22 protein-coding genes are annotated in these 16,944 nt (G+C 71.3%); 3 read left to right on the top strand and 19 right to left on the bottom strand.

The window, feature by feature from the left end:
• Positions 1–10: 10 nt before the first annotated feature.
• From FHX78_RS31810 to FHX78_RS31720, 19 genes are all read right to left on the bottom strand, one after another.
• Positions 11–1,054: a SpaA isopeptide-forming pilin-related protein gene (locus FHX78_RS31810; protein WP_145870828.1), complete on the bottom strand. Its 1,044-nt coding sequence runs from the start codon at positions 1,052–1,054 to the stop codon at positions 11–13.
• A gap of 65 nt (positions 1,055–1,119) precedes the next feature.
• Entirely contained in the window at positions 1,120–1,608 is a 489-nt protein-coding gene (locus tag FHX78_RS31805; RefSeq protein WP_145870827.1) for a hypothetical protein, read from the bottom strand.
• Positions 1,609–1,638: 30 nt separating this feature from the next.
• A complete protein-coding gene (locus FHX78_RS31800) occupies positions 1,639–2,508 on the bottom strand; it encodes an SPDY domain-containing protein (protein WP_145870826.1) in 870 nt (289 codons plus the stop codon).
• 30 nt (positions 2,509–2,538) lie between these two features.
• Entirely contained in the window at positions 2,539–3,159 is a 621-nt protein-coding gene (locus FHX78_RS31795) for an HAD-IA family hydrolase (RefSeq protein ID WP_145870825.1), read from the bottom strand.
• On the bottom strand, positions 3,156–4,301 hold the full coding sequence (locus FHX78_RS31790) for an MFS transporter (RefSeq protein WP_145870824.1): 1,146 nt from the start codon (positions 4,299–4,301) through the stop codon (positions 3,156–3,158). Before FHX78_RS31790 ends, FHX78_RS31795 begins: the two co-directional genes overlap by 4 nt.
• Positions 4,298–5,524: an ATP-grasp domain-containing protein gene (locus FHX78_RS31785; RefSeq protein ID WP_145872244.1), complete on the bottom strand. Its 1,227-nt coding sequence runs from the start codon at positions 5,522–5,524 to the stop codon at positions 4,298–4,300. Before FHX78_RS31785 ends, FHX78_RS31790 begins: the two co-directional genes overlap by 4 nt.
• Before the next feature lie 210 nt (positions 5,525–5,734).
• Positions 5,735–6,037 (bottom strand): hypothetical protein, encoded by a 303-nt coding sequence (locus FHX78_RS31780; RefSeq protein ID WP_145870823.1) that lies wholly within the window; start codon positions 6,035–6,037, stop codon positions 5,735–5,737.
• 33 nt (positions 6,038–6,070) lie between these two features.
• Positions 6,071–7,306 carry an MFS transporter gene (locus FHX78_RS31775; protein ID WP_145870822.1) on the bottom strand — a complete coding sequence of 412 codons (1,236 nt, stop codon included), beginning with the start codon at positions 7,304–7,306 and terminating at the stop codon, positions 6,071–6,073.
• Positions 7,303–7,815, bottom strand: a complete 513-nt coding sequence (locus FHX78_RS31770) for a regulator (RefSeq protein WP_145870821.1) — start codon at positions 7,813–7,815, stop codon at positions 7,303–7,305. The genes FHX78_RS31775 and FHX78_RS31770 overlap by 4 nt, the downstream gene beginning before the upstream one ends.
• The gene (locus FHX78_RS31765) at positions 7,812–8,654 is read right to left on the bottom strand and encodes a winged helix-turn-helix transcriptional regulator (protein WP_145870820.1); all 843 of its coding nucleotides are present in this window, start codon (positions 8,652–8,654) and stop codon (positions 7,812–7,814) included. The genes FHX78_RS31770 and FHX78_RS31765 overlap by 4 nt, the downstream gene beginning before the upstream one ends.
• A gap of 43 nt (positions 8,655–8,697) precedes the next feature.
• On the bottom strand, positions 8,698–9,111 hold the full coding sequence (locus FHX78_RS31760; RefSeq protein WP_167531906.1) for a hypothetical protein: 414 nt from the start codon (positions 9,109–9,111) through the stop codon (positions 8,698–8,700).
• 10 nt (positions 9,112–9,121) lie between these two features.
• Positions 9,122–9,565 carry a hypothetical protein gene (locus FHX78_RS31755; protein WP_145870819.1) on the bottom strand — a complete coding sequence of 148 codons (444 nt, stop codon included), beginning with the start codon at positions 9,563–9,565 and terminating at the stop codon, positions 9,122–9,124.
• Positions 9,562–10,044 carry a hypothetical protein gene (locus FHX78_RS31750; protein ID WP_145870818.1) on the bottom strand — a complete coding sequence of 161 codons (483 nt, stop codon included), beginning with the start codon at positions 10,042–10,044 and terminating at the stop codon, positions 9,562–9,564. Before FHX78_RS31750 ends, FHX78_RS31755 begins: the two co-directional genes overlap by 4 nt.
• Before the next feature lie 97 nt (positions 10,045–10,141).
• Positions 10,142–10,435 (bottom strand): SH3 domain-containing protein, encoded by a 294-nt coding sequence (locus FHX78_RS31745; protein WP_145872242.1) that lies wholly within the window; start codon positions 10,433–10,435, stop codon positions 10,142–10,144.
• Positions 10,436–10,614: 179 nt separating this feature from the next.
• On the bottom strand, positions 10,615–11,355 hold the full coding sequence (locus FHX78_RS31740; protein ID WP_145870817.1) for a hypothetical protein: 741 nt from the start codon (positions 11,353–11,355) through the stop codon (positions 10,615–10,617).
• Between the two features lie 16 nt (positions 11,356–11,371).
• A complete protein-coding gene (locus FHX78_RS31735) occupies positions 11,372–12,070 on the bottom strand; it encodes a hypothetical protein (protein WP_145870816.1) in 699 nt (232 codons plus the stop codon).
• An 18-nt stretch (positions 12,071–12,088) separates the two neighbouring features.
• Positions 12,089–12,574, bottom strand: a complete 486-nt coding sequence (locus FHX78_RS31730; RefSeq protein WP_145870815.1) for a hypothetical protein — start codon at positions 12,572–12,574, stop codon at positions 12,089–12,091.
• Entirely contained in the window at positions 12,571–13,113 is a 543-nt protein-coding gene (locus tag FHX78_RS31725; RefSeq protein WP_167532007.1) for a DUF4913 domain-containing protein, read from the bottom strand. Before FHX78_RS31725 ends, FHX78_RS31730 begins: the two co-directional genes overlap by 4 nt.
• 253 nt (positions 13,114–13,366) lie before the next feature.
• Positions 13,367–14,122 carry a DNA-methyltransferase gene (locus FHX78_RS31720; protein ID WP_145870813.1) on the bottom strand — a complete coding sequence of 252 codons (756 nt, stop codon included), beginning with the start codon at positions 14,120–14,122 and terminating at the stop codon, positions 13,367–13,369.
• A gap of 515 nt (positions 14,123–14,637) precedes the next feature.
• Between FHX78_RS31720 and FHX78_RS31715 the strand changes: the two genes are divergently transcribed.
• The 3 genes from FHX78_RS31715 to FHX78_RS31705 all read left to right on the top strand — a co-directional run bounded on the left by FHX78_RS31715 (position 14,638) and on the right by FHX78_RS31705 (position 16,925).
• Positions 14,638–15,771: a C40 family peptidase gene (locus tag FHX78_RS31715; RefSeq protein WP_145870812.1), complete on the top strand. Its 1,134-nt coding sequence runs from the start codon at positions 14,638–14,640 to the stop codon at positions 15,769–15,771.
• A 144-nt stretch (positions 15,772–15,915) separates the two neighbouring features.
• Positions 15,916–16,230, top strand: a complete 315-nt coding sequence (locus FHX78_RS31710) for a DUF6112 family protein (protein WP_006143162.1) — start codon at positions 15,916–15,918, stop codon at positions 16,228–16,230.
• The gene (locus tag FHX78_RS31705) at positions 16,230–16,925 is read left to right on the top strand and encodes a hypothetical protein (RefSeq protein WP_145870811.1); all 696 of its coding nucleotides are present in this window, start codon (positions 16,230–16,232) and stop codon (positions 16,923–16,925) included. The genes FHX78_RS31710 and FHX78_RS31705 overlap by 1 nt, the downstream gene beginning before the upstream one ends.
• The last annotated feature ends 19 nt before the right edge of the window (positions 16,926–16,944 follow it).

The following is a 16,944-nucleotide window of genomic DNA, read 5'->3' as shown; positions in this document are numbered from 1 at the left end:
TGATCTTCGGCTAGTTGGTCTTGCTGTTGTCGTCGGGCTCGGACTCGGCAGCCCTACGACGGCGCACAGCGACCAGGGTGACGGCGCCGGAGACGATGAGGATCCCCGCGCCTGCGGCGATCCAAGGGGTGGCGTCGGCGCCGGTGTGGGCGAGGGAGCCTGCCTGGGTCGCCGGCGTGGAGTCGCCGTCCGGGACTGCGGCTGCGGTGGCCGAAGGGTCGATATCCGGCGTGCCGGTGCCCGGCGCGGAGGGCTTGGCCCCGCCGGTCTCGCTGCCCGGCCTATCCGCAGGGGTGGACGGGGTACCGGTGGGCTCGGTGGTCGGCTTGTCCGAGGGGTGGGGCTTCGGGCTGGTCGCGGCCTTGGTGTTGGTGACGGTCACAGTCACAGGGGCGCCGGGGCCCGCGGTGAACGTCTTGGACGGCTTGTAGAGGCCGTATCCGGCGGGTGCCTTGACCTGCTTGACCCAAAACTCCGTCTTCCGGCTGGACACCGGCAGTTCCCCGGAGGCTGTGCCCTTGGCACCGGTCGTCAGGGTGAGCAGCGTTGAGGTGCCGGTGCCGATGTTCACCGTTGCGCCGGACAGGAGCTTGCCGGTCTTGTCGTCCTTGGCCTGCAGGAGGACCTTGGCGGCCTTGTACGAGTCCGTGATCGTCAGCCGCGTGGTCGCCCCGGGCGTGACGATGACGTCTTGGTCGGCGACAACCTCGTGAAGCGGGTTGCCGGAGGCCGTCTCCTTGAGCCGGTAGACGCCCGGCGTGAGGTCGGGGAAGGTCAGCTTCCCCTGCGCGTCGGTTGTCCCGCGCCCGGCCTCCTGACCGGCTGAGTCGAGCAGCAGGTACGCGGCGCCCGGGAGCACATCTCCGGCCGTGTCCCTGGTGGTGATCTCGACGCTGCCCGCGTCCGCGGCCGGCGTGTCGGCAGCGACTGCCGAGGTCGAGGGTGTCGGTTCGGAGGGCTGGGCGTTCGCGGCCGGCGCCCAGGTGAGGGTACCGGTCACTGCGGCGGCGACGGCGGCGGATCGGACGGCGCCACGGACGAAACGAGCGTGCACGAGGAAGGGGACTCCTTGATCAGTTGGTGGAAGGTCGGTCACCGGACGGGGAATTAGGTCAGGACTCAGCGGGTGCGGGCTTGGCTGCGGGTGGCCGGCGGGGCGGGCGCCCGGTGCGCGGAACGACCCGCGGTGCGGTTCGGCGTGGACGCGGCCCAGGCGCCGGGGAACCAGACGGCGGTGTACTGCTCGATGGCGTCGCGCAGCCCGGTGGTGACGGCTCCCTCCCACGGTGGACGGCCGGGATAGCGGTAGGTGCGGAACGTGCTGTACTGCTTGGTGTTCGGCTGGGTGTTGTGGGCTTCGTCGCGGCGGTGGAAGGTGCCGTGATCGAGGAAGCTGAGGGCGACCGCGTCGATCTCACCGCGGTCCGGGTGGATGACCGCTACACGAAGACCGCCGCAGGTGTCCGCGTGGATGGTGGCGGTGAAGTCGATCCGCAGCCGCAGCGGTGCGCCCGGGACCGGGACGGCGAAGTAGGTGGCTCCTACGACGGCGAAGTCGTGGAAGGGAAGGCACAGCTCGGCGAAGAACTCGGCGGCCTGCAGGGGCAAGAGAAATCTCCGGTCGAGGTGGGGCCGACTTCATCGGCGCTGGCCGGGCAGGGCCGGTCGGCTGGTGGTGCTCCAGCGTGGGACGCTGACAGCGGGAAGCGCGGCCGGGCGGCGGGACACGGCAGCCCGCCGCACGTCAAGCGGGGTAGGGGCCGGCGGCTGCGGGGGAACGATGGGGGTGAGCTGGGCCATGCCCTCGATGTAGCTCAGGGTGTCCTGGCGCCACCGGGGCAGCGGAGCCGGATCAGCGACGCACCGGGTGACTGCGGTGAGCAGGGCGACGGGGGTGTCGGTGCTGGCCGTCGCGTACCAGACGGGCCGGTCGATGGACTTGCCCGCCCACAGCTGCCAGCGGGCGTCACGGGTCGTCAGCTCGGCTTCCGGATCGAGGTCCCCGGTGGTGAACTCCATTCCGGCAAGACCGTCTGGGGCTTGGACGGCGAAGACGCCCCAACGGGGACGGTCGATCTCCCAGCCCTGCTTCAGGAGAGGTACGACGGCGAGGAAGGGATCGTGCTCGTCGATCCCGGTGACCGGCCTGGCGAGGTAGGCATCGGGCCCCTGTTCGTAGGCGGTGGCGAGGGCGGTGGTGAACGCCTGGACGAACTCGGTGGGGACGCGGTCGTTGAAACAGACGCCCCATGTCGGCGGACCGAACAAGTCCTTGTAGGCGTTGATGCGCCAGAGCCCGTCGTCCTCGCCTTCGGGCAGGTAGCCCAGGCGCACGCGCCGGTCGGGGGCATTCACGTACACGTTGCCGAGGTCATCGTGCTGGAGGTCCCAGCCATGGTCGAGGAGCGGGGCGAGGGCCAGGTCGCCGGTGCTGGTGCTGCCGGCGAGATAGCGGGGGGAGACGAAGACGTCTCCGTCGAGCGTGTGAAGGTCGTCGTGGAGGGACACGGGTTCCTCAGTAGCGGCGAGGCGGATGAGTCAGGCAGCGGGCAGCAAAGCTGCTCGGAGGGCGTCGGTCGAGCCGGTGTAGTGCAGCGTGCGAAGGCCCAAGCGGGCGGTGGCCTGGCAATTGTCGACGCGGTCGTCCACGAACAGCACGCATCGTGGATCACGGACCCCGGTGGCCTGAAGCGCCTGCTGGTAGGTGTCAGGGGCGGGTTTGCACAGCTGGAGGCGGGCCGAGTAGAGCGCCTGGGTCATCATGCGGCGCCAGTCGTGGGTGTCGAGCACGGTACTGAGGTGGGCGGGTGCGTTGGACAACAGCACCATCGGCAGTCCGGTGGCATGGGCGCGGCGCAGGACGGACAGGACACTGGCGTCGGTCGCGGTCCACATGTCGGTGTCTGCGGCGAGGAGTTCGCGCAACAGGCGGGGGCCGGGGTGGGAGCCGAGGACGCGGGCCCAGTACGCCAGGTCGCTGAGCTGGCCGGCGTCGTAGAGGTCGCGGGCGTTCCAGAAGGCGCGCTGGAATGCTGCGAGGTCATCTTCGGGCCAGGAAGCGGTACGGGCCAGCCGTAGCCACTGGGCGCGGGTGGGCTGCAGGCCGAGAACGCCGTTGTAGTCGAGGATGACGGCGTCGGGGCCGGTGGGACGGGTCAAGGGGCGGTGTTCTCCAGGGCTCGGCGGGTGAGGGCGGCGAGAGCGGCTGCGAGGAGGGCAGGCAGCAGCAGGGCCGTGGGCAAGGTGGTGGCGCTTGCGAGGGCGCCGATGACGGCGGGGCCAGCGAGGAGGCCGAGATAGCCGGTGACGGAGAGCGTGGCGACGGCTCTGGGGCCGTGTCTGCCGGCGGCGGCGATCAGGGAGGGGACGGTGCCGGACAGGCCGAGCCCGAAGACCGCCCAACCGGCCAGCGCCGCAGGCACGCTGTCGACCAGGACCCCGGTGGCCAGTCCGGCGGCAGCGAGCGCAGCCCCGGTGCGGACCACGGCAGAGGCGCCGAGGGCGGCGGTGAGCCGGTCGCCGGTGAGCCGGCCGATCGCCATGCCCGTGCTGTAGAGGGCAAACGCTGTCGCGCTGAGGGCGGTTGTGGCGTGCAGCGTGTGCAGGTGCACTGCGGCCCAGTCGGCTGCCGCCCCCTCCCCCAGCAAGCTCGCAGCCGCCAGCGCCCCCAACAGCCACACACTGCCCGCCCGACCCTGGCCGGGCCCCTGGGGCTCGGAGGGCTCGGACTGGTCGGCGCCGCTCAGCGCGAGGGTGCGCGGCCCGGCCACGAGCACGGTCGCGGTCAGCGCGAGGCCGGTGGCCAGGAACAAGGCGCTGTGGGCTGTGCGCGCCGTGGCGGCGGCCAGGGCGGCACCGCCCAGCGCGCCGATGGAGTACGCGGCGTGCAGGGAGGACATGACCGGCCGGTCAGCGGCGTTCTGGCAGCGAACCGCCGCGGTGTTGGCGACGACGTCGAGGACACCGTGCGCGGCGCCGAAGGCGAGGGCCGCTGCGAGTAGTGAGGCCAGCGTCCGGCACTGCCCCAGCAGGGCGAGGGCTGCTGCTAGTGCTACGGCTCCGCCGATCAGGAGCAGGGGGAGTCGGTCGGGCCGGGCGAGTCGGCCGCCAGCCTGCAGTCCGGCGACCATACCGACAGCGGCGGCGAGCAGGACGAGCGACAGGCCGGCGGTGGTGAGGTGGGCGGCGTGCTGGACGGCAGGCATCCGGGCGCCCCAGACCGCCATCACCACGCCCAGGCCGAGGAAGTAGCCGGTCAGCAGGACACGGCTGCGGCGAACGGAAGCGTCGGTGCGGCTCATGCAGGGCGGCCACCTGGAACAGGCTCGTCGGTTGTGCGGGGCGCCACGTCGACCTGCAGATGGCGCACAGCCTGCTGGGCGCGGTCCTGGGCGAGGTCCGCGGTGGGCGCGGTGGTGATCAGGTAGCCGATACGGGCGGTGAACATGTTGCCGCCGTCGGCCGGGAGGAGCAGCTGGTCGCCGACCTGGTGCTGGAAATAAACGCGTTCCAGCCAGCGCGGGCTGACGCCGTCGAATCCGAGGCGGAGCAGGGTGCCGGAGGTGTCGGGGTAGAGCAGCTGGATCGCGGCGGCCGAGGACCGGGTCGGGGTGAGCTCGAGGGCACGGCCGCAGGCGATGTCGGCGGCGGCGCGCGGTAGGTCGATGCCGGTGGCGAGCTGGACGAGGTGGCCGATCATGTCGCCGGCGATCCGGCCGTTGACCTCGACCAGCCGCGGCCTGCCGTCGACCAGCCGCATCTCGACATGGGAGACGCCGTCGGTGATCCCCAGGGCGTGGATCGCGGCGCGTGCCGCCGGGGCGACCAAGTCGAGCAGCGGGTCGGCGGCGTCGACGGAGTGGGCCAGTTCCTCGAAATACGGCGGGGCGCTGACCGTCTTGCGGGTGACGGCCACCACGGTGGTCTCACCGCCGTAGGTGACACACTCGGCCGACACCTCAGGCCCGTCGAGATATTCCTCCACCAGCACGCTGGTGGACTCGAGCCCCAGCCCGGCCGCCTGGTCGGCGAACGCGAAGGCGGCGGTGAGCTGTTCGGGGGTGTCGGCGCGGATCACCCCGATGCTGGCCGCGTGCGCGGCGGGCTTCAGCACGACCGGGTAGCCGATCCGCTCGGCCGCTGCCTCGGCCTCGGCAGGCGTGCGCACGCTCACCGAGGCAGCCGACGGAACCCCGTGCCGGGCGAACAATGCACGGGAGGTGGCCTTGTTACGGCATGCCTGCATGGCCTCCGGGACGGTGGTGGGCAGGCCGAGCTGGCGCGCGAGGCGGGCGACCGGGACGAGGTACCACTCGGTCCAAGTGAACACGCCTGCCAGGTCGTAGCGGTCGGCCAGGGCCCGGCCGGCGGCGGACAGCGCCGCCTGGTCGGTCGGGTCGGGCACGACCACGCAGTCCCGCAGGTACGGCGTCTCCCACGAGGGCTCTTCGCCGGTGATCAGGACGACGTCGTAGGCGGCGGCCACGGACTGAAGGCAGTACCCGCGGTACGCCTCGGCCTCCATGTCGGATGCGGCGACGACCAGGACGACAGGACGGTCGGACAAGAAAGGGCTCCTCGGAGGGGGCGTGGATGTGTGGACGGCGGACCTCGGCGGCCGAGGAACGCTGCGCCTGCCCCGCCTGCTCCAGCGCGAGCGGGACAGGCGGGGCTGAGCGGCGTAGTCGGTGCAGGGCCGGGGGTGCTCAGAGGGGAGGAAACGGACGGGGAGCTGTCAGTCGGCCCGGCGGCGGCGCAGCTCGAACGCGCTGGCCCAGTTCGGGTGCGCGGTGATCAGCCGCCGGGCGTAGAGGGCGGTGAAGTTGTTGTTCAGCCCGGCGACTCCGTACGGGAGTTGGCGGCGCAGGTCTTCGAAGAGGCCCTTCACGCCGACGCGCGTGGCGCCTGCGTCCAGGCGGCGGGCGGCCATGCGTTCCAGGGCGCGGTAGACGTGCGGGTTCTGCGTGTCGAAGGCGTGGAACCGCTCGGTGATGGTGCGACCGCTCGCACGGTTCATCCTGGAGACGGCGGTGGGCATGGGGTTCTCCACAGGCTAGGGAAAAGTGCAGGGTCAGGTGCGCAGGGCTGGGTCGGTGCGCAGGCGCGTGAAGGCGAGGGCCAGTCCGAGGCCCTGCAGGACGGCGCAAGCGGTGATGACGTGGCCCAGTGCGTCGGGCGGCGTGAGCGCGGTCAGTACGCCAGCGACGGGGTAGGGCAGCAGGAGGATGAGGATGGTCGCCGACAGGGTGCTGCCGAACTTCTCCGGTGGGATCAGCTGGGAGCGCAGCGTGCGCAGCACCACCGTCATGCCGCCCTCGGCCGCCATGAGGACCGCGACCAGGACAAGGTAGGAGAGGTAGTCGGGGGCTTGGGCGGCGGCGAGGGAGGCAAGCGAGGCAAGGGCCGCGCAGGCGGCGCCCACCGGCCACAGGCCCAGGCGGTCGATCGCAACCCGGCAGAGGGTGACGCTGAGGAGCGTCGCTGCGGCAGCGGCGGACCAGACCAGGCCGACGTCGGTGGTGGACTGCGCGAAGTGCTTGACGACGATCACGGGACCGGCCGCCTGGAGGAGCCCCGTGGCGAGGTTGGACAGGGTCAGCCCGGTCACGAGCCAGCCGAGCGCGGGCAGCGATCGGATGGTGCGCCACCCGGTGAGCAGCCCGGCGCTGGCCTGCCGCTTCGGCGTGCGGGCCGGGGCGACGGGCGAGGGGGGTGTTCGCAGGGCGAGCAGCGCGGCGAGAAGCGACAACACGGTGATCACCGCGAGCATCGGCGGCGGCCCTGCGAGCAGGAGCACTGCGGCGAGCGCCGGCCCGGCCAGGGTCGCAATCTGGTCGATGCCGAGCAGGACGGCCTGAACGCGATGGGCCCGCGTTCCCGCTCGGCGGCCGACGGCGGCGCCCGCGGTCTCGGCCGCAATGTAACTGAACTCGGTGAGCACGCCCGTGACCGCCGCGAGCACCATCACGGTCACGCTCGCCACCGTGCCGGACGGGTGATGGTGGAGCAGGACCGCGCCGGCGGCGAGAGCCATCGCACGTCCTAGGGAGGCGAGGTGGAAGACGACGGACGCCCCGCGCCGGTCGACGATCGATCCGGCCCACCCGAACGCCGCCAGCCTCGGGATCCACTCCAACGCGAACGCCGCTCCCGTGAGCGCGGCGGAGCGCGTGGTGGCCAGGACCAGCAGCGGGATGCCGTAGGTGGACATGGCGAACGCCAACGCGTCCGCCGTGCGCGGCAGGTAGATGCCGCGCAGCAGCCCGGCGGTGTGGCGTGCGTGCCGGGGCGTGACCGCTGCGCTCACGCGACCGGCTCAGGCTCGAACGCCCTGGCCACCTGGGGGTTAGCGGCCAGCCACTGGATCAGCAGCGTGCGGGGACGGGCAAGGTCCGCCGCCGCCCCGGCGCCGGTCACGGCGGACAGCGGTGCGAGGCCATCGCCGTGCTCGGTGGTGAGCGAGGGCGCCAACAGGTCGAGGACGTGTCGGATACGGGGGCTGAACTCGCAGACGGGGGCCGGGACGGCGTGACGTCGGGCCCAGCGCGCCATCGCGTCGTACAGGTCGGCCAACTCCGATCCACTGTCGGTGAGTTCCAGACCGGCGCCGGACGCGACCCGGATGAGACCGTGGGTGCGGGCCGTGTCGGAGGCGCTTCGCAGTTGGTGTGTGGAGAGGTCGGGCAGGGTGCCGGCCAGCCGTCGCGGCGGTATGGCGCCGTTGTCGTCGATCTCGGTGACCAGGCGGATCAAGGAGCGCGAGGCGAGAAGTTCGACGGCGTGGCGTACTTCGGCAGGGGTGAAGGGGGTGCTCATCGGCGCGGGCCTCCCGCCGGGATGGCTGCCTTCGGGCGGGCGGTCGTGGCGTGCGAGAAGAGATCGCGGTGGTGCCACGCCAGAGAGGATCCGGTCGTGCGAACGGGTGGGAGCGCCGCGGGGGCCGGCCGTGGCTGGCTGCTGAGCCACGGCCTCGGCGCGGGCTTCGCCTGCGGGTGTCCCCAGACCGGATGGTGGGACGCCTGGTCGAGGGGCTGCCCGGCGGACCAGGCGGACAGGGCTCCGAGCACGGGGCCAAGGCCATCGCCGGCTGCGGACAGGCGGTAGGGCTGGCCGATGCCCTCGGTGTCGACCAGGCCGTCGGCGACGAGCTGCCGCAGCGGCGGGTAGATGTTGGTCCAATCGCTGCTGGGCATCACGATCCGGGCCAGGGCCCGGCCGCTGACCTCCTGCCGGGACTTGAGCACCCACAGGATGGCGGCGGCGTGGCGCCGGGTGAGCAGGGTCAGGCTGTCCTCGATCTGCTCGATCGCGGGCAGCGGGCGTTCCGCCTTCTCCAGGTGTTCCTCGGCCCAGGTGACGATCACCGGCAGGACCTGCAGCAGGGCCGCACCGCGTTCGGTGTGGCGGTAGGTCACGTGCCGTGCGGTGTGTTCGGTGCGTTCGACGAGTCCGGCATCGCACAGCGACTTGAGCTTGGGATGGAGCTGGCCGTTCTGCAGCCAGGACACCTTGGCCGCCAGCTCGCTGTAGCGCAGCGGCGGGCCGGAGAGGGCCAGGAGGATCCTCACGTTCCAGCGCGGGGTGATCATGGCGAGGGCCTCGGTGACCCGGGCGATGTCGGCGTCGGTGTCAGGGGGCAGAGCGGTGATGGCCAAGGGAGGAGCTCCTGGGTGAAGGAAAGAGAGGGATCGCCTGGGGTCAGCGGCTGTGCGCCGGGCTCGGCGCCGCAACAGGTGGAGCCGGAACGGGCGGCGCGCAAGCCGGCGGGGCATGCGTGGGGGCAGGGACGCGGGCCAGGCTTTGCAGAACGGCGGCGGCCGACTTGGCATGGACGTCCCGGACGGCGACGGCTTCGGCTAGCCGGCGTGCACCGTCGAGGAGGTGGGAGACCTCGTGCGGGCCGATCTGCCGCTCGGGGTGGAGGAGCCGGGCGAGGTGGTCGCGGTGGACGTCGATGCTGCGCTCGGCGAGGGCGAGGCCCTCGTGCATGCCGAGCAGGGCGGAGAGCATGCCGGGCGGCTGGTCCTGGGCGTGGGCTTCGAGGTCGGCGAGCGGCGCGCCGTACAGGTCCTCGATCCGTCCGGCTATGTCGGTGGACGTGAGGTGGGGCAATCGGGGGCTTTCACGGTCGGCGGGCCCGGGCCGCCCCGGCACGCTGGGGTGCCGGGGCGGCAGACGGGGGCAGGGTTGCGGTGGCCCTGAGCTGTGCCGTGCGGACGGGACGTGCCTGCTGGGCAGGCGGGGGCATGGCGCGCAGCAGTTCGCCGAGGGCGGCGCGGTAGCCGTCGCGGGCCTCCAGGGCTGCTTCCAGCCACTGCGCGTCGAAGCGGAGCTTGTCCGCCGACAGCTCTCCCATGTCGCGGTCCGGGTCCATGTCGGCGTGGACGCGGTCGCGGACGCGGACGACCTGCTCCTCGGTGAGCGCCAGAAACGACCGCAGCTCCAGGGCACGGGCGAGCGCGGGCGAAGCATCCTGGCCGGCAGCCGCCTCGTACAGCTCGGGTACCGGTTTCCCGAAGACCTTCTGCAGGTCGTCGTCCATGGTGCTGGCCTCGCCCCGGCTCATCGGGCGGCCCTGGCCGACCGCCACGCCGACGCCGGTGCGGCTGTACCGGCGGGACGATGGGGAGCGCTGGTCTGCACCGCCGGACCGGTTCGGGGCCGGAGGCGGGCGAGACGCTGGGCGGCAAGGTCCTTCTTCCCCGGAGCGTCCGGGTCAAGGAGCCACCGCACGACCATGGCCCGGCCGTCGCGGGCGGTGACAGCCGCGTTCACCCGGTGGGCGAGGCCCATCGTCGGATCGTCGACCTCGCTGGGCTGGGTCTGCAGCGCAGCAACAAGATCGTCCTCCGCACGGTCCAGCACGGACTGGCTCTCGACGAGAAGGCCATGCCACTTGACGACGTCGGTGGCGTCAGGATTCGCGGTCGGCGCGGCGGCGACCGCGGACTTCAACTGGTCCATGCCCATGCCGAAACGCGCTTCGATCCGTTCGGTGAGCACGCCCACGACATCCTCAGACTCATCGGATATGCCATCGGGCATAGGGAAATCTCCTGTTCTCAAAAGGCCGATCCCTGGGGAATGGGAGGGGCTGCCGTACCCGGTGGCTGAGCCGCTTACGGTCACCTGCTGGGGCCTGTCAGTCCAGGCACATTCGGACGTCGCGGTAGACGTAGGTGCCGGAGACCCAGCCCTTGACCCCGGTGGTCTTGTCCGTGATGTAGAGCCAGTTGCCGCTCTTCTTGTGCACCCTGAAGCGGTGGCTCTTGTAGAGCACGCCGAGCGCGGTGGAATGCGTGGTGGCCTTGGACCGGATGGTCACGGCCGCGGTGTGCACCTCGTACGGCAGCGGCGGCTGGGACGAGCAGCTGCTCGCGGGGGTCGCGCTGGCGGTGGTGGCGGACAGCACCGGCAGAGCGAGTGCGCCGAGCATGGCTGCGGATATGGCAATTCGGGTGGAGCGCATGCGGAAGAAACCTCCGTGAAGGCATAGGGATTGCGGGGAAGATGCCGCGGGGTTGTCCCGGCGGCTGTATAAGAGTCCGGATATTCGCCGGTTTGGCTAACCGGCGATCGTCGGCTATGTTGCGCCGCCCTGGTCGGCTTTGACGCTCAGCGTGAGCGGCCGGGCGGGCGCGGGGCAGGAGCCTTCGGCAAGCCGGCCGGGCGGCTAACTGCGGCTGCCGGGCGGACCGGCGGAAGAGGGCCGGCCTCGCCCGCGAGGCGGTCGTCGCACCACTGCAGTGCCTCGCCGAGCGTGTCGAAGCCGCCCTCGCGCAGGGTGTGCGTCCACGTCTCGGTGTCGACCTCTTCGACCACGACGCGGAACGGCGAGGGAGCTCGCTCGTCCAGGGCACGCAGGGCCACGACGATGACCATGTCGTCCGGGTCGTCGCTGGTGTAGGAGTAGCCCATGGCGTAGTGGTCGCCGTCGCCGGCGAGGCGCAACTCCAGCGCGCGCGTGGCCTCGTCCGCTGGCGGCGGGCCCAGTGGGGCGAGGGCGATGGCATCGGACGGACAGCCACGGTGGATGAGCCAGGACTGCGCCATCGCGGGCAGCGGCAGAGGGGCATGCTCGAAGCTGAACGTCCGCTTCTCGTGGTCCCGTTGCAGATGCACGGCGAGCACCTGCGGCATGCCGGGGTGTCCCCAGGTGGCGGTGCGGTCGAACAGGACGTAGTAGCTGTGCGGGCCGTCGTGGTGTTCGGCGAGGGGAACGAGCATGTCCTCGTGGACGGCGACCTTGCGGTAGAAGTCGAGGTACTTCTCCTCGTCGGCGTCGAGGTCGTCCAGATTGAAGTCGACTTGGGGGATGGACTTCCGGTCCGGCGCCGGGTCGGTGGGAGACAACAAGAGCCTTTCGGTGAAGTCAGCGCCGCTGCGCCGGGGTGGGCCGCGATGCGCCGGGGCGAGCCGAGACCTTCGGCGCCTGCACCGTGGGAGCCCGGCGGGCGGCGAACAGCGCGGCCCGTCCAGCATCGGTGAGCGCGACCGGCTGGCCGGCGTGCAAGGGGTGGCCGGTGTCCCGGACGACCAGGCCGGCATCCTCCAACTGCTGCAGCTTGGCGTGGGGGATCCGGATACCGGAGGCGGCTGTGACGGACATCCGGCCGGTCAGCAGGTGTTCGTAGAGCTTGGCGCCGCCGGCGATGGCGAGCAGCGCCGCCTGGTCATCCGTCGAGAGCTGCCGGGCGTCGGGCGCGCAAGCCGCCGCTGCTGCTTCGATGGGCTCCAGGGCGGCGAGCACCTTCCTAGCCGCGGCGTCCCGCGCGGCGGTGGCCTCTTCCAGCTGGTCCACGGTGCGGTCGATGCGCGTGAACAGGGCGCTGTCGACGTCGAACTCGCCGCTGGACAGGCGGTTGAGGAGCCGGAGGTAGAAGGTGACGCTGGTCTGGGCCTTGGCCAGTTCACGGTGCCGGTCGACCAGGTGGGCGTGCTGCTCGTCGAGGATGCCGCGGTCGCGGTAGGCCCACAGGGTGTCGACGTCGTGCCCGGTGACGGCTTGGAGGCGGTGGTCGAGCGGGGAGACCGCACGCCGGGTGGGTGCCGGCGCGGGTGGAGGGTGCATAGGCGGACCTCTGTGCGTTCAGCGGGTGTGATGGTGCGCGGGGTTTGGGGCGGGACGGGGCAGCCCCGGCAGTGCGGTGGGCGGCGGACCGGGCCGGGGTACTGGAGCGCGGGTGGTCAGCTGCGGGGAACGCGAGCGTGCCGCGTGGGTGCGGGCGCTCAGCGGCCGACGAGTCATCCCCAGGCGGCGGCCGACCTCGTCGTAGACGTCGTTGCCTGCTCGCGGCCGGATGGCGACGACGTGGATCTCCTTGGGATGCGCGGACTCCGCGGGTGCCGGGCGGACGCCGTAGACGACACGCCAGTCCCTGCGCGAGTCCACGAACAGCTTCCTGAATCCCTCCAGGTCACCGTCGAGACGCAGGCCGAAGCGCTGCGCGTTCACGACTTCCTGCAGGTAGGCGAGGGTGAGGTCGCGTATGTCGCTGGGGGCCTGGAGGAGATCGGTCAGCGCGCGGGGGTCGAAGCTCAGTGCGAAGGCGGGCTGTCCCGCTCCCGCGGTCATGACGTCGGCTCGTCCGGTTCGGCGACTTGTGTCGTGTTCGCCGTCTCCGTGCGCACGGACGGCGGCGGGCCGGGCAGAAGGCGGTGCGCGGGCCGGTCGGGCGAGGTCATGCAGGCCGACAGCGGCCCACCCGGCGCGCGGATCGCCGCGACGGCGTGGGTGAGGAAGTCCCGGTGCCACACGAACAGACCGGACAGCCCGGCTTCGGGATCCTTGTGCTGCTGGTAGGCGAGCCACAGGGCGTGGAGCCAGGCCACCACGTCGTCGTGCTCCTGCCACTGCAGGCACCAGGGAGCCGCGGTGGTGACCTCCGCCCCGTACACCGGGAGGAAAAAGTCATCCACCCAGTCGGACAGGGCGTCGAGTTCGTCCTCGCGTTCTTCTCCGTCGAGTTCCAGGATCGGGCGGGGCTCCGGTGGAGCGGCGGGAGGCGGCCCGCCGAGTCCTGGCATGCCGAAGGCGGCGAACGGTGATCCGCTGGGCGGCGGGGCGGACGCGAGGTGGTCGAGCTGCTGAGCCTGTTGCGCCGACTGCTCCATGAGCCGCCGCACGCTCGCCTCGATTCCCTCCAGCTGTCGATCCGGAATACGAACCGGCTCCAACTCGCCATCGTCAGGCGACTTTGTTGATTCGGGCATTGAAAAGCTCGGCCTCCTACGAGACACGGGATGAAAAAAGGACGGAAGCGTCTGCGCGCGGCCCATCCGGCGAGCTGCACGGCCACTGCGGCGGTATTGCGCCGGCGGCTACGCTTGGGGAGCCGGTCGCCTTGGCAGCAGGCAAGGACGGGGCTCAGCCGCTAAGGTCCACGTCGTCCTGCGTGAGGGTTTCGCGGATCGTCTCGGTGAGCCGGTCAGCCGCGATCGACGCGTAGTGCTCGGTCTTCTCCACGCCGATGAAGTCCCGGCCTTCCAGCAGAGCGGCCACGCCCGTGGAGCCGGAGCCGGCGCAGAAGTCGAGGACCGTGCCGCCCTCGGGGCTGATCTTGACCAGCTCGCGCATCACCTCGACCGGCTTCTGCGTGATGTGCCGGCGCTGCGCGCCCGAGGGCTGCGACGCCGAGTACATGCCGGGCAGATAGACCGGGTTCCGGGAGCCGTCGATCGGCCCCTTACTGGCCCAGACGATGAATTCGCAGTTCTGGGTGAACCGGCCCTTCTGCGGCCTGGCCTGCGGCTTGTGCCAGGCAAGCACGCCGCGCCACAGCCACCCGGCGGCCTGGATCGCGTCCGTCGTCGTCGGGAGCTGACGCCAGTCGGTGAACAACAGCGCGGTCCCGCCGGTCTTCGTCAGACGGTGCGCTTCGGTCATGATCTGCGTGAGCCAGAACGCGTAGGACCTCTGGTCCATGTTCTCGCCGGTGAAGTCGGCGAGGTCGTTCTTGGCATCGGCGGAGGTGTACTTCTGCTTCGCGGAGCGGGTGGTGCGCTCCTTCGCGGTCCGGCCACCGCTGTTGTACGGCGGGTCGGTGATGACGGAGTCGACGCAGCCGTCCGGAAGGCCGGAGAGAACGGCCAGGGCGTCGCCCTGGTGAAGGGAAAAAGGCAAAGAGGGGCCCCTATTCGGGTGCGGATTCACGGGGGGAACTAGCCGCCTCGCACAGGAGTCCTCGCGGGCCGGAAGTGGGCGTGCAGAAGCCCAGGGCCGCAGACCGAGGAGGCGAGGGGGAGTCCAAAAACTGTAGAGGCGAATCCGCCGACGACCAAGAAGTGCCGTGCGGGGGTGCCGGATTCCGGCACCTCGCGCCAGCTTTTTGGTCAACCGCCAATCCGCATCTACTGTTTTTGAACCGCCCGGCGCACACCGCCGCTGGCTACTCCCCCGCCACACCTCACGGAGGTACCCCCTTGCTCCGGCACACCTAGCTCACGGCCCGGCCAGCTGGAGCGAGCGGCAACTCGCCCCGCGTCGGTCCGCCTTGATCGCCCACCCCGGCCGCCGCGCCCTTCCACCACGCCTCGCGCACGCGGCACGCCGGACACCGCATCCCCGAAGGACACGCTCATGACGTCTCGCTACCCACCCCTGCCCGACCTCGCTGACCCGCGAGCGGTCCGCTCCGGTTGAAGGCGCTCGCCGCCGGCATCGGCGTCGTCTTCCTCTCCCCGCTCCTGCTCGCCGGCACCGGCATGATGATGGCGTCCTCCGCCGACGCCGTTCAAAGCAGCAGCAGCTCCCTCATCTGCCTGAACGACATCGACACCAGCAAGGTCGCCGAGCAGGTCACCGAGATCCTCGACGGGGCGTCCGGCAAAGACGTCCACGTCGAGGGCCTGGACCTGCCCGCCGAGCAGGTTCCCAATGCCCAGACGATCGTGGCCACCGGTATCAGCCTCCACGTCCCCAAAAAGGGCCAGGTCATCGCGCTCGCCACGGCGATGCAGGAGTCGCGGCTGCGCAACCTCAACTACGGCGACAGGGACAGCCTTGGGTTGTTCCAGCAGCGTCCCTCCCAGGGCTGGGGCACCGCCGAGCAGATCCGTGACCCGACGTACGCGAGCGAGCAGTTCTACAAGCACCTGCTCAAGGTGCACGGCTGGCAGCAGATGACCGTCACCCAGGCCGCCCAAGCCGTCCAGCAGTCCGGCCTGCCGGACGCCTACGCGCAGTGGGAGCACCTGGCCACCGCGCTGCAGGAAGCCATCGCCAAGACCTTCCCCGGCGCCGGAAACGACAAGGACGCCAAGGATCCGAACCCAGGAAAGGACCCGGACGCCGGCACCACCGGGTGTGCTCCGGGCCAGGACGGCTCCGGCTTCGGCCCGATCCCCGAGGGCAGCGTCCCGAAGGGATACAAGATCCCCAAGGACGCCCACCCGAAGGCGCGCAAGGCCATCGAGTGGGCGATGCACCAGCTCGGCACCCTCTACCAGTGGGGCGGAGCCTGCACCAACGCCCACGGCCCGGACCCGATGGGCCGCTGCGACTGCAGCTCGCTGATGCAGCAGGCGTACGCGCACGCCGGCGTCACGCTCTCCCGCACCACGTACACGCAGGTCAACGAGGGCAAGGCGGTCTCGCCCGCCCAGCTCAAGCCCGGTGACCTCATCTTCAGCCGCGGCACCGCCGCCCGGCCTGAGCATGTCGGCATGTACATCGGCGAGGGCCTCGTGATCGAGGCACCGCGCACATCAAAGCCGGTCCGGATCACCCCGATCAAGGACTGGACGATTCTCGCCGCCCGCCGCGTCATCTGACGCCACCCCGCCAGGGCACCGCCCGGGCGGGCCGCCGCCGCGGCGATCTCCCGCGCCCCGAGCGCATCTCCCCACCCCCTCTGCTTCCCCTCTTCTCGCCGGCCCCTCGTCTGGCCCGCGTAGGCAAGGAGCCCCGCCACACCTATGTCCCTCCCTCTCGCAGACCGCGTCATCCAGCTCGCCTACGACCCAGGGATCTCGCCCAAGGGCGGCGGCCTGCCCGGCCTGAGCGTGCTGAAGAACGTCGTCAACAGCATCAACATGTTCGGGATCATCGCCGTCGTCGGTGCCCTCGCGGTCTCGCTCGGCGTGTGGGCCTGGGGCCACCACACCGGTGGCCACCAGGCCGAGGCCAACGGCAAGAAGGGCGCCGTCGTCGCCGCGGGCGCCGCCCTCGGCCTCGGCGCCGCGAACGGAATCGTCGCGTTCTTCTCCACCCTCGGCTCGCAGGTTCACTGATGCGGAACCGATTCCCCACCCTCTCGCTGTCCTCTTACGGCGTCGGCTGGTCGGCCAACCGGCGCGTCGCCATCGTCGCTCTGGTCGTCACCGTCCTGCTCACCATCGCCGCAGCCGTCGCCTGGCTGTCCGGCAGCGGCAACGCCCACCGGGATCCGACCGCTGCCGGGCCGGCCGCGACGCACAGCCCGTCCTCCTCCGAGGCCCCCGCCCCGAAACCCGAGGCCGACTCCGGTTCCGTGCCCAAGCCTCCGCAGATCGCCGAGCCGGTCGCGTACGCCAAGGCAGTAGCCCAGATGCTGTGGTCCTACGACACCCGCGACACCAGCCGCGACCAGCAGCTCGCCGGCATGCGCGCGTGGATGACCAAAGAGCCCGCCTACGCCGACTGGGCGTCCGTCTCCGGCCAGGTCCCTGATCCGTTGCTGTGGTCGCGGATGGCCGACCAGGACCAGCACGCCACCGCCCGCGTCACCGAAGGCCACTACCCGGGCGCGTTCAAGCAGGCCCTCGCCGAGGACCCCTCGGCGATCACCGAGGCGTACATCTACGTCGTCACCGTCAACGGCACGCAGCAGATCGCCTGGAAAAAGGGCGGCGGCGGAGCCGAGGACCGCGCCGTGACCCTCGCCGTGCAGTGCCGCCCCGGCCACGACTGTGCCCTGGCCGCCATCGCTCCGAGCGTCACGCAGTGACCCGCGCCTGACACGATAT

Source organism: Streptomyces capillispiralis, from assembly GCF_007829875.1.
Lineage (GTDB): Bacteria > Actinomycetota > Actinomycetes > Streptomycetales > Streptomycetaceae > Streptomyces > Streptomyces capillispiralis.
The sequence above is the reverse complement of the archived record's forward strand: the minus strand, read 5'-3'. Positions and strand labels throughout refer to the sequence as shown.